This window comes from Stenotrophomonas sp. YJH_SMC_123, assembly GCF_059368215.1.
This window is the reverse complement of the sequence record NZ_JCAFRM010000006.1, coordinates 290,621-302,503: the sequence shown is the minus strand read 5'-3', so window position 1 is coordinate 302,503 and position 11,883 is coordinate 290,621. Positions and strand designations below refer to the sequence as shown.

Genomic DNA, 11,883 nt, shown 5'->3' with positions numbered 1-11,883 from the left:
GGCGGAATGGTGTAGATCGCACAGGTGGCATCCACGCATGGCGCGACGCCCTTGTAGAGCCGAGCCCATGCTCGGCTGCTCTTCGCGCAAAGGCCAGAAGCAGCCGAGCGTGGGCTCGGCTCTACAGGTAGGTCAGGCGATGCGCGCCTCGCGGCGGCGATGCACCCAGTAGTACAGCGTCGGCAACACCAGCAGGGTCAGCAGCATCGCCGACAGCAGGCCACCGATCACCACCACCGCCAGCGGCTTCTGGGTCTCGGCACCGATCGCGTGCGAGGTGGCCATCGGCAGCAGGCCGAACATCGCCAGTAGTGCGGTCATCAGCACCGTGCGCAGGCGCTGCAGCGAACCCTGCACCACCGACTGCAGCAGGTCCATGCCCTGCTCGCGCAACTGGGCGAAGCGGCTGAGCATCACCACGCCGTTCAGCACCGCTTGCCCGAACAATGCAATGAAGCCGATTGCCGCCGACACCGACAGCGGAATGCCGGTCAGCCACAGGGCCAGGATGCCGCCGATCATCGCCAGTGGCACGTTGGCCAGGATCAGCGCGGCGCTGCTGATGTCCTTGAAGGCATCGAACAGCAGCACGAGGATGATCAGCACCGACAGCGGAATCACCCAGCCCAGCCGCTTCATCGCACGCTGCTGGTTCTCGAACTCGCCGGACCACTCCAGCCGATAGCCTTCCGGCAGCTGTACGCTGGCATCCACGCGCTTGCGCATGTCAGCCACCACGCTGCCCATGTCGCGGCCGGCGATGAAGATGCTCACCGCCTTCACCCGCTGTGCGTTCTCGCGCGAGATGTTGATCGCGCCGCTGGCCATGCGGAAGTCGGCCACGTCGGACAGCGTCACCGTGTGGCCATCGCCGATGCCAACCGGCACCGTACGCAGCCGCTGCAGGTCACGATCGGCATCGTCCAGGCGCAGGGTGATGGGGAATCTGCGGTCACCCTCCCACAGCTCGCCGACCTGGCGCCCGCCCAGTGCGGTCTCGATCACTTCGTCGACGTCGCGTACGTTCAGGCCATAGCGCGCGGCGCGGTCGCGGTCGATCTCGATCTGCAGCTGCGGCAATGACCCGTCGCGGTCGATGAAGGCGCTCTCCACGCCCTCCACGCCGCGTACCTGGCCGAGGATCGCCTGCGCCTGCTGGTTCAACACGTCCAGATCCGAGCCGCTGACCTTGATCACCACCTGGCCCTTGATCTGCGAGATGCTCTCCAGGATGTTGTCGCGCACCGGCTGCGAAATCGAGAACTCGGGGCCCGGAATGCGCTGCTCCAGCGTGCGCTGCAGATCGCTCACCAGCTGTCGCTTGTCCACGCCTTTCGGCCATTCCTTCTCCGGCTTCAACGCCACCAGCGCCTCGATCTGGTTGGCGCCCTTGGCATCGGAGCCGTCTTCCGGGCGTCCCAGCTTGGCCACCACCGTCGATACCTGCGGGAACGTGCCGACCAGCTCACGGATGCGCCGCGACTGCTGCTGCGCTTCGCCCAGGCTGGTGCTCGGGTCGAGCGTGGCCGTCAGCCAGATCGATCCTTCGTCCAGCTCGGGCAGGAACTCCGAACCCAGCCGCGTGCCCAATGCCAGCGTGCCGACCAGCAGCGCAACCGCTGTCAGCACTACCGCACGCGGGCGGGCCAGTGCGCGCTCCAGGACCGGCCGGTACCAGCCGGTCAGGCGGTCCATCAGCGGATTGCCGTCGCGCATGCGGTCGCGCCGCAGCCACCAGTAGCAGAACAACGGCACCACGGTCAGCGCCAGGATCAGCGCGCCGATCAATGCCGAGGTCACCGAGTACGCCATCGGCGCGAACATGCGGCCTTCCTGGCGCTGCAGGGTGAAGATCGGGATGTGCGCGGCGATGATGATCAGCATCGAGAAGAACGTCGGCCGGCCCACTTCCGACGCTGCCGAAAGAATGGTCGAGAACCGTGTCTTACGATCGGCCGCAGGTGGCAGCTTCGACAATCGCGAGACGATGTGCTCGGTCACGATCACCGCGCCATCGATGATGATGCCGAAGTCCATCGCACCCAACGACAGCAGGTTGGCCGGCACGCCCCACAGATGCAGGCCAAGGAAGGTCGACAGCAGCGCAAGCGGCATCATCGCCGCCACGATCAGCGCGGCACGGGCGTTGTACAGGAACAGCCACAGCACCAGGAACACCAGCACCGCGCCTTCCAGCAGGTTGCTGAAGACAGTTTTCAGCGTGGTCGAGACCAGCCACGAGCGGTCGTAGAACGGCTCGATGCTGACCCCGGCCGGCAGCTGGTTCGCTTCGATCTCGGCGATGCGCGCATGCAGGGCGTCGAGCACGTCGGACGGGTTCTCGCCCTTGCGCATCAGCACCATGCCGAACACCGCATCGTCGTTGTCATCCTGGCCGACCAGGCCCTGCCGGGGCAGGCCGGTATCGGCGATGCCAGCCAGGTCGCGCACCAGGATCGGCGTGCCACTGCGCTGCGCGACCACCACGTTGCCGATGTCGGCCGGCGAACGCATCAGTCCGACGCCGCGGATCAGGAACTGCTGCTGGCCACGTTCCACGTAGCCGCCGCCTGCGTTCGAGCTGCCCTTCTCCAGCGCCTCGGCGAACTCAGCCAGGCTGATGCCGCGGTCACGCAGCTTGTCCAGGTCCGGCTTGACCTGGAACGTACGCGCGAAGCCGCCGAAACTGATCACATCGGCTACGCCCGGCACGGTGCGCAGGCTGCGCTCCATCGTCCATTCCTGCACGGTGCGCAGCTGGGTCGGTGTCAGGTGCGGGCCTTTCAGCACGTACCGGTAGATCTCGCCCACCGCCGAGCTCATCGCCTCCAGCTCCGGCGTCACCCCTTCGGGCAGCTCCACGCCCTGCAGGCGTTCCAGCACCTGCTGGCGCGCGAAGTAATCGTCGGCCTTGTCGTCGAAGGTCAGGATGATCATCGACAGGCCGAATTGCGTATGCGAGAACACCCGCACCGAATGCGGGATGCCGGACAGTGCCACTTCCAGCGGCATCGTCACCTCGCGCTCCACCTCCTCCGCGGCCCGGCCCGGGTGCAGCGATACCACCGTCACCTGGGTGTCGGACACATCCGGAAAGGCTTCCACCGGCAGCACGCGGAACGCGGCAATGCCAGCGCCGATGAACAGCAGCAGCGCCAGCATCACCATCAGCGGCTGGCGCAGGCAATAGGCAATCAGGCGATCGATCATGGCGCGGCATGCCCCGTCCCGGTGCTGGCGGCTGCGGGCGCACTGTCGACCAGCTGCTGCAGCAACAGGCCCCCTTCGACCACCACCCTGGCGCCCTGGGCCAGGCCCTCGCGCACCCACAGGCGGCCATCGCCCAGTTCCTCGGCACGCACGGCGCGGCGCGCGAAGCGGCCCTTGGCCTCCTCCACGAACACCACCTGCTTGCCGTCGATGAGCAGTACCGCAGCATCGGGCAGCGAGACACCGCCCCCGGCCGGCACTGCCACCTGCGCACGCACGTACTGGCCCGCCTTGAAACCGCGCGCACGGTTGTCCAGTTCGGCGCGCGCCTGCACCACGCGGCGTTCGCTGTCGACGAAGTCATCCACGTGCTGCAGGGTCGCCTGCTGCGGCTGCCCATCGGCGCCGGGCACGCTCACCTGCATGCCCGCCTTCAGGCGTCCGGCCAGGCTCTCCGGTACATCCAGCAGCAACCATAGGCGGTCAGGATCGCCAATCACCGCCAGCGGCTGTTCGCTGTCGGGGCTGACTGCCATGCCCGGGCTCATCCGCCGCTCCACCAGCACGCCATCAATGGGTGCGCGCAGCGGCAGCCGTTGGTCGACGTGCTGGCCGTTGCCATACGCCCTGGCGAAGGCGGTCGCGCGCGCGTGATCGGCCTGGCTGCCGGCGAAGCTGGCCTCGGCCTCGTCCAGTTCACGGCCCGACGCCACCCCTGCCGCGTGCAGTTCGCGGGTGCGGTCCAGTTCCCGGCGTGCCAGCTGCAGCTCGGCACGGCCACGCACGCCCTCCGCCTGCGCCTGGCCGAACTCGGGCGAGGTGATCCAGGCGATCACCTGGCCGGCCTTCACCTTCTGCCCCGGTTGTGCCTCGATGCGCGCCACCTGCCCCGCCAGCGGGGTGCGCAGCGCGCTGGAGCGGGTCTCGTCCCAGACCACCCGGCCCGGCAGCTGCAGGCTGGCGCTGGCACCGGCGGTCACCAGCTCGCTGCGCAGCACATCCAGCTGGCGGCTGCCGGCCGGAAACAGGATCTGGCCGGCACTGACCTGCGGCGCATCCTCGGTATACGACGCCGGTTCGCGACCGCAGCCGCCCAGCAGGGCCAGCGCCAGCAGGGCCGGCAGCATGGCATGTCGCGCCCGCGGGCGATGGGCGACGGTGGACTTCATCGGGACTCTCCTTCAGCAACGGATGTGGCCGCTTCCCAGCGCGCCAAGGCAATGGCATGGTCGGCACGCGCATCAATCAGCGCGGCCTCGAACTCGCGCCAGCTGCGGCGCGCGTCGAGCAGATCGGTCAGGCTGGCGGCGCCACGGCGATAGGCCAGTTCGATGCCCTCCACCGCCTTGCGCGCAGCGTCGGACTGCAGCCCCTCGTAATCGCTGCGGCGCTGCGCGGCGGACTGCACGCTGGCCTGCAGCTGGTCCAGTTCAGCGTGTGCTTCGCGCTGCAGCAGCTGCAGTTCCAGCGCGGCGCTGTCCCGGTCGGCCTCGGCACGCTGGATCGCGCCGCGTGCGCGCGACGGGCCGCCCAGCGGAATGGTCAACGACACGCCCCAGGTGACACCGCTGATATCGGTGGGCTCGCGCTCGGCCTCCACACCCAGCTGGATGTCGCGGTGGCGCTCGCTACGTGCCAGGGCCACGCCAGCGTCGGCGGCGGCCAGGCGCGAGCGTGCCGCGCGCAGATCGGCACGCTGCTGCGGATCGAACGCGCGCACCCTGGCCACGCTGCTGGCATCCGGCCAGGGGTCATCGGCACTGAGGTCGCGGCTGTCATCGCTGCCGAGCAGCAGGCCCAGCGCATGCCGCGCGTCACGCAGATCCAGGGCCGCCTCGCGCGCCGCATCGGCCACCGCCAGATGGTCCACCGCCATCCGCGCGCGATCCACCGGCGCCATCGCCCCGGTGGCCACCTGCTTGTCGGCCGCCGCCATCTGTTCGGCCGAACTCTGGCGGTTGGCCTCGGCAATCTGCGCCCGCTCCTGCGCGCCCTTCAGGCCGAAATAGGCTTCATGCAGTGCCACCTGCTGCCGGCGCCGGGTATCGAGCATGTCCAGCCCGGCCACTTCCAGCAGCGCGTCCGCCTGGCGGATGCGCAATGCGCGCTTGCCGCCGCGCTCCCAGGTCCAGCCCAGGCCCAGCGTGCTGTCCACCCGCTTGTCCTGCCAGCGCCCCGGGCCGATGCCGTGCTTCGGGCTGATCTTGCTGCTGCCGATCGACAGCTCGGCCGCTGGCCGCAACGCAGCGGTCAGCGCATCGCCCTGCACCCCACGCAGTTCCAATGCCGCCGCGCGCAGGTCCGGGTTGTGCGCTTCCATTGCACGCTGTGCATCCTGCAAGGACAGCGCCGAAGTCGCAGGCGCGCACGAAAGGGCGGCCAGCAGGGCCGCAAGACGACGGGAGAAATTCATGCACGTCACGGTAAGGTGACGCACTTGCGCCAAACTTGCCCCAACCTTGCACGAAGCTTGCAATGCGAATCCTGCTGATCGAAGACGACGCCGCCCTGGCCGATGGACTGATCCGCGCCCTGCAGGGCGCCGGCCATCTGTGCGACCACCTTTCGCGCGGGCTGCACGCGCCGGCTGCACTGGCCAGCGCGCCGTATGACGTGATGGTGCTCGATCTTTCATTGCCCGACGTCGATGGCCTCGACCTGCTCTCGCGCCTGCGCAACGACGGCGTCACACTGCCGGTGCTGATCCTCACGGCGCGCGATGGCGTGGAGGACCGCATCCTCGGCCTTGACCGCGGTGGCGACGACTATCTCGCCAAGCCGTTTGCACTCGGTGAGCTGGAAGCCCGCCTGCGTGCGCTGTCGCGTCGCCGCAGCGACGCACCGGCGCAGAAGCGGTTGGGCCGGTTGTGCTTCGACAGCATCCGCAATGAAGTGCAGGTGGAAGGCCAGCGCATCGAACTGACCGCGCGCGAGCTGTCGCTGGTCGAGGCACTGATGCAGCATCCTGGCCGCACCGTCACCAAGCAGCGCCTGTTCGACGCGCTGTACAGCTGGGATCACGAGGCCAACCTGTCAGTGATCGAAGTGCATGTCAGCCGCCTGCGCCGCAAGCTGGAACAGGCGCGCGCCGGCGTCGGCATCCGCATGCTGCGTGGCCTGGGCTATCGGCTGGAAGCCGGTGGTGACTGAGCGTGTGCACAGCCTGCGTGGCCTGCTGCTGCGCCGCCTGTGGCTGCCCCTGCTGGTGCTGCTGCTGTGCAGCGCGATCGGTTCATTCGCGTTGGCCCGCTTCTATGCCGGCCAGGTCTATGACCGCTGGTTGCTGGACTCGGCGATGTCGTTGTCCGAGCTGGTGAAGGTGCAGGACGGGCGTGCCTCGATCGAGATCACGCCCGCGGTGTCGCGCATGTTCACCTGGGATACCGCTGACGAAGTGCATGGCGAAGTGGTCGACGCTGCGGGCGGGCGCCTGTATGGGGACCTGCCCGAAGCGCTGCCCCGCCCCGCGATCGCTGCCGGCAGCGACGATGCCGTCTACTACGACGCGCGCCTGCGTGGGCAGCCGGTGCGCATGGTCGAGGTCGTGGTCAGCGCTGGGCCGGGCCACGATATCCGCCTGCGCGTGGCCGAGACGCTGCGCAAGCGGCACCGGCTGGAGCGCAAGCTGCTGCTGGCCAGCATCCCGTTCCAGGCCGCGATCCTGGCGCTGGCCGCGTGGCTGGCCTGGTCCGGTACCGGCGCGGCTGCACGCCATGCCAACCAGGTGGCGCGGCGGCTGGCCAGCCCGCGTCCGGACCCGCTGGCGCCACTGGAGCCCGCGCAGGAAGCCCCACGCGAACTGTGGCCGGCGGTCGAAGCCTACAACGCACTGCTGCAACGGCTGGACGCGATGCAGGCCGCGCAACGGCGCTTCGTCAGCAATGCGGCGCACCAGCTGCGCACGCCGCTGGCGGCAATGCAGGTGGAGCTGGAGAGCTCACTCTGCCAACAGGATCCGCAGGCCCAGCAGCTGGCGCTGTCCGGCACGCTGGCCGGGCTGGCACGGCTGCAGCACCTGGTCAACCAGCTGCTGATGCTCAGCCGCTCGGAAGATCCACAGGGCAGCGCACTGCCGCTGCAGCCGCTGGATCTGGCCGCGTTGGCACGGGGCGTGGTCGAGCGCTACGCCGACCGTGCGTTGGTGGCGGGCGTGGACCTGGGTTACGACGGACCCGACGACGGCGTGAAGGTACAGGGTGATCCGCAGTTGCTGCGCGAGGCGCTGGGCAACCTGCTGGACAACGCGCTGCGCTACGGCGCCGTGCCCGGTGTGATCACCCTGGGACTACAGCGGGATGCCGAGGGCGTGCAGGTGTGGGTGGACGATGACGGTACAGGTATCGCCGAAGCCGAGCGCGCGCGCGTCACGGAACGGTTCTACCGGGCCAGCAGCGAGGGAGATGGCTGCGGGCTGGGGCTGGCGATCGTGGCCGAGATCGCGCAGCGGCATGGCGCGATATTGATGATCGAAACGGCGCCACTCGGTGGCGCGCGCGTGGGGTTGCGGTTCCGTTGACCTTTGTCGAATTGCCCTTGTAGAGCCGAGCCCATGCTCGGCTCAGGCACCGTGCCAAAAGCAGCCGAGCATGGGCTCGGCTCTACAGGTTCCAGGTCACCCGTGAAGCGTGCCGGCCAAGGTCGGCACCTACCACGTGCGCATCACCGGCTCATCGAATACGGCGCCTGCGCGTCCTGCCCCGGCCAGTCCTTGTTCGGCTCGGCCTGCATGCTGAAGCGCAGTTCGCCGCCAGCCAGGATCTCGTCATGGCGCAGGAAGGTGCGCTGCAGCGGCTTGCCGTTGAGGCTCACGCGGCCCACATAGGTGTGCTTGTCATCCAGGCCCTCGGCCACGATGGTGAACGTCTTGCCGTTCGGCAGACGCATCGCGGTCCTGGGCAGGAACGGACGGCCCAGGATGTACTCGCCCGAACCCGGCGCCACGGGGTAGAAGCCCAGCGCGGTGAACACATACCAGGCCGACATCTGGCCAACGTCATCATTGCCGGCCAGGCCATCAGGGCGGTCGGCATACTGGGTGTCCATGATCTGCTTCAACCGCGCCTGGGTGCGCCATGGCTGGCCCGCGTACGAATAGAGGTAGGCCACGTGGTGGCTGGGCTCGTTGCCGTGCGCATACCAGCCGATCAGGCCGGTGATGTCTTCCATGTGCTCGAAGATCGATGGATCCACCTTGGCGTTGAACACCTCGTCCAGGCGCGCGAGCAGCTTGTCGCTGCCACCGTGGGCTGCCGCCAGGCCGGCAACGTCCTGCGGCACGTACCACGAGTACTGCCAGGCGTTGCCCTCGGTGTAGTCGGTGCCGTAGCCGCTGGCGCTGGGGTCGAACGGCGTACGGAAGCTGCCATCGCGCTTGCGCGCGCGCATGAAGCCGGTGTCCTTGTCGAACGCGTTGCGCCAGTTACCCGCGCGTTTGTCGAAGGTGGCCGCGATATCGGCCTTGCCCATCGCCTGCGCCATGCGTGCGATGGTCCAGTCATCAAAGGCGTACTCCAGCGTCTTGCTGGCCGCTTCGCCTTCCTCGTCGATCGGCACATAGCCCAGCTCACGGTACTGCGCGATACCGTCATACGGGCCGTAGTTGGCGGTCTCGACCATCGCCTTCAATGCCTTGTCGGCGTCGAAGCCACGAATGCCCTTCACGTAGGCATCGGCGATCACCGGCACGGCGTGGTAGCCGATCATGCACCAGTCTTCCAGGCCATGGAACGACCACACCGGCAGCATGCCGTACGGACTGTGCTCATGGTGGGCCAGCATCGAATTGACGAAGTCGCTGTTGCGCTTCTCCGGCTGCACCAGCGTCAGCAACGGGTGCAGCGCGCGGTAGGTGTCCCACAGCGAGAACGTCGAATAGTGCGTGAAGCCGTCGGCCTTGTGCACCGCGTTGTCCGAACCGCGGTACTGGCCATCGGCGTCCATGAACAGCGTCGGCCCCAGCATCGTGTGGTACAGCGCGGTATAGGCACTGCGCCGCGCATGCTCGGGGGCATCGATATCGAGCACGGACAGTGCCTGCGTCCAGTCCTGCTTCGCCTGTGCACGCACGCGGTCGAAATCGAAGTCAGCCACTTCCGCGTCGAGGTTGGCGATCGCGCCGGCTTCACTGACCGGCGAAATGGCCACCTTCACCACCAGCGGTGCGTCGAGCTTACCGAATGCGAACGTGCCGACCAGCTGGCGACCCTCGATCTGTGCGCGCTGCGCCGGGTCCTTCTCGCCCGGCGGCGGGAAGCCCTTGTAGACGATGTCCTGCTCGGTGTTATGCAGTTCATGGCCAGCCAGCGGGCGCGAAAAGCGCATCGCGAAATACAGCTGGCGACCCGGCGCCCAGCCGCGCGTCTCGCGGAAGCCGGTCACCGTGCCATCGGCGCGCACCCGCACCCGCGACCACAGCACCTTGCCAGGGTAGTCGTACATGCTGGTACGCATGTCCAGCAGCACCTTGGCGTCGGTGCCTCTGGGGAAGGCGTAGCGATGCACGCCCACGCGCGCACTGGTGGTCAGCTCGGCACGCACCTTGTAGTCGTCCAGGGTGACCGCGTAGTAGCCCGGCTCGGCCTTCTCGTCAGCGTGGCGGAACCGTGAGGCGTAACCGCTGCGCGGCTTCTCCGGATCGCCGCGCTCCAGCCCGGGGTTGCCGGTGAACGGCATCAGCAGGATGTCGCCCAGGTCCGAATGCCCGGTGCCGGAAAAATGCGTGTGCGAGAAACCGACGATGCTGCTGTCGTCGTAACGGTAGCCCGCTGCCCAGCCATAGGCCTTTTCGCGCGGCTGGATGCGCGTGTCCGGGCTGAGCTGGACCATGCCGAACGGCACCGTCGCCCCCGGGTAGGTATGGCCTTCCCCGCCGGTACCGATGAACGGGTCGACCGAGCCATAGGCGCGTTCGGCGGATTTCGACGGAGCCGCCAGCACCGCCCCGGAGGCAAGCATGGCGGTCGCGACGAAAGCGATCAGGAGACGACGGTCCAGCGTGGGCATCGGCATTTGGATCGATTCAGGTGGTAGTCGGATCCTAGCACCGGCCCTGCCCTGTCGCATGCTGCAGTGCGGCCGCCGGAACCGGCACGATGCTTTGCACGTAATTGCATGGCCGCGCGACGAATCACCTCATAGCCTTCCGGTCTCCCGCTTCCCGATCGGTGCCGATACGGCAATGGATGTCCAGACATGCACTTCTGAAAGACCGCGCCTTCCGAACGGGACAAAGCGAGACAAACCATCAATTGGTGCGCAGCGCCTCGATCTGCCCAGGATTGCGCCGCAGCGGACATCCCGCTGCCGGGATTGGAACCCCCGAATGAAACTGAAGATCTGCCTGTCATGACTATGGCGGGCGCTGCGTGTGGCCATCTGGCCATCGGAGTTCTTCTTCAGTCTCTCCGGGTTCCAAGCACGCATCGCCCGCCACCCTTGCGGTGGCCCTCGCACCCAAGGAGTTCCCGCATGAAACACACGCGTCCGCTCAGCCCGGCCATGGAGTCGCTCTTCCAGCGCATCGAACACGCCCTCAACAGTGCAGAAGGCATGGCCATCCTCATCGGTGAACAGTACGGCCCCGAGCCGAAACCTCCCGCGCCAATGGGCTACAACGCCAGAGAGATCGCCAACGCGATGGTCATGCTGAGCCAGCATGGGCGGTGCCTGTTGCAGAAGCTGCGTGCGGAAGCGGAAAAGGTGACCTATCACTAGGTCGCCCTGCAGCCGAGCCTGCTCGGCGCCGTGCGCACCGCACGCAGCGATTGCTGCCCTCAATCTGGCAATGCGTCCTGCAAGGTGGCGAGGTCGGCGCTGTCGACCGGCCTCACCACGCGCGCCACTTCCTGGCCGTCATGCAGCAACACCGCGGTGGGCCACAGCTTTACCTTGAACGCACGCCCCAGTGGCTTTCCCTTGCCATCCTCGATCTTCCAATGCACAAGATCGTGGGCGTCCACAAACGCCTGGAGCGCGGGCTGCGCGGCCTGGCAATGGCCACACCAGGGTGCACCGAACTCCAGCAGCTGCCAGCCCGCCTGAGCTTCCACGTCCGCGCCTGCTGGCTCCGCCGCCGGGTAGTCACGCATGAACGGCATGCCGGTTACGCCGCCAGCGCTTTCTGGATATCCGCCAGCGGGGCGTTGGTCAGGTCCTTGGCGATATCGCCCAGCAGACGCGCCTGGACCTCCTTGTGCAGCAGCGGGCGGATACGGCCCAGCGTGGTCGGGTCTGCCACCAGCACCAGGTGTGCATAGCGGTTGTTGAGCGCATCTTCGTTCAACTGCTCCGCCACCTGCTTGGCGAACGTCGCCTCGTTGAGCTGCGCAATGGACATGTCCTTCGGCACCGCGCCGGCCGGGCCCTGACCAGAGACGCCCTGCTCGCTGATGTCCTGCAGGCGCAGCTCGCCTTCCTGCTTCAACGCCAGCTGATGTTCGCTGCCGACGTTGGTGAACACGCGAGCCGAACCACCGTCGGCGACGATGATCAGCGTGCCTTCGGGAATGCGACGGGTCATGCGATGCTCCTTCTCGATTGCGTTCGGCACTACCGTAGACAGCGCTGCGTGAGGGCTGCGGCCAGAGTTCGTTCAACACTTGTCATTGCATGCCACGCGGATGAACAGGCGCGATGGAACACAGCGTGCAGATCAGTCCGCTTCGCTGCATGCTC

At 67.5% G+C, this 11,883-nt stretch carries 9 protein-coding genes; 3 read left to right on the top strand and 6 right to left on the bottom strand.

Annotation, left to right across the window (positions count from 1 at the left end; all coding sequences use genetic code 11):
* Window positions 1-132: 132 nt before the first annotated feature.
* Genes AC5P5W_RS15310 through AC5P5W_RS15300 form a run of 3 tightly spaced genes read right to left on the bottom strand, consistent with a single transcriptional unit; the run spans window position 133 to window position 5,623 of the window.
* Window positions 133-3,210 carry a CusA/CzcA family heavy metal efflux RND transporter gene (locus AC5P5W_RS15310; RefSeq protein WP_197575338.1) on the bottom strand — a complete coding sequence of 1,026 codons (3,078 nt, stop codon included), beginning with the start codon at window positions 3,208-3,210 and terminating at the stop codon, window positions 133-135.
* Complete coding sequence (locus tag AC5P5W_RS15305; protein ID WP_197575336.1) at window positions 3,207-4,379, bottom strand: efflux RND transporter periplasmic adaptor subunit; 1,173 nt, start codon at window positions 4,377-4,379, stop codon at window positions 3,207-3,209. Before AC5P5W_RS15305 ends, AC5P5W_RS15310 begins: the two co-directional genes overlap by 4 nt.
* The gene (locus AC5P5W_RS15300) at window positions 4,376-5,623 is read right to left on the bottom strand and encodes a TolC family protein (RefSeq protein WP_197575334.1); all 1,248 of its coding nucleotides are present in this window, start codon (window positions 5,621-5,623) and stop codon (window positions 4,376-4,378) included. Before AC5P5W_RS15300 ends, AC5P5W_RS15305 begins: the two co-directional genes overlap by 4 nt.
* Window positions 5,624-5,685: 62 nt before the next feature.
* Here AC5P5W_RS15300 and AC5P5W_RS15295 point away from each other — a divergent pair, with 62 nt between their 5' ends.
* Together AC5P5W_RS15295 and AC5P5W_RS15290 are read left to right on the top strand one after the other, a co-directional pair.
* Window positions 5,686-6,360, top strand: a complete 675-nt coding sequence (locus tag AC5P5W_RS15295) for a response regulator (protein ID WP_032962610.1) — start codon at window positions 5,686-5,688, stop codon at window positions 6,358-6,360.
* On the top strand, window positions 6,353-7,726 hold the full coding sequence (locus AC5P5W_RS15290; protein WP_197575332.1) for a sensor histidine kinase N-terminal domain-containing protein: 1,374 nt from the start codon (window positions 6,353-6,355) through the stop codon (window positions 7,724-7,726). Before AC5P5W_RS15295 ends, AC5P5W_RS15290 begins: the two co-directional genes overlap by 8 nt.
* Window positions 7,727-7,869: 143 nt before the next feature.
* On the opposite strand, the gene AC5P5W_RS15285 is transcribed toward AC5P5W_RS15290, so the two are convergent.
* On the bottom strand, window positions 7,870-10,218 hold the full coding sequence (locus tag AC5P5W_RS15285; RefSeq protein ID WP_197575180.1) for a GH92 family glycosyl hydrolase: 2,349 nt from the start codon (window positions 10,216-10,218) through the stop codon (window positions 7,870-7,872).
* A gap of 459 nt (window positions 10,219-10,677) precedes the next feature.
* On the opposite strand from AC5P5W_RS15285, the gene AC5P5W_RS15280 reads away from it, so the two are divergent.
* A complete protein-coding gene (locus AC5P5W_RS15280) occupies window positions 10,678-10,923 on the top strand; it encodes a hypothetical protein (RefSeq protein ID WP_197575179.1) in 246 nt (81 codons plus the stop codon).
* A gap of 59 nt (window positions 10,924-10,982) precedes the next feature.
* On the opposite strand, the gene AC5P5W_RS15275 is transcribed toward AC5P5W_RS15280, so the two are convergent.
* Together AC5P5W_RS15275 and AC5P5W_RS15270 are read right to left on the bottom strand one after the other, a co-directional pair.
* Window positions 10,983-11,306 (bottom strand): thioredoxin family protein, encoded by a 324-nt coding sequence (locus tag AC5P5W_RS15275; protein WP_053495407.1) that lies wholly within the window; start codon window positions 11,304-11,306, stop codon window positions 10,983-10,985.
* A 5-nt stretch (window positions 11,307-11,311) separates the two neighbouring features.
* Window positions 11,312-11,728 (bottom strand): host attachment family protein, encoded by a 417-nt coding sequence (locus AC5P5W_RS15270; protein WP_014647339.1) that lies wholly within the window; start codon window positions 11,726-11,728, stop codon window positions 11,312-11,314.
* Between the last annotated feature and the right edge of the window lie 155 nt (window positions 11,729-11,883).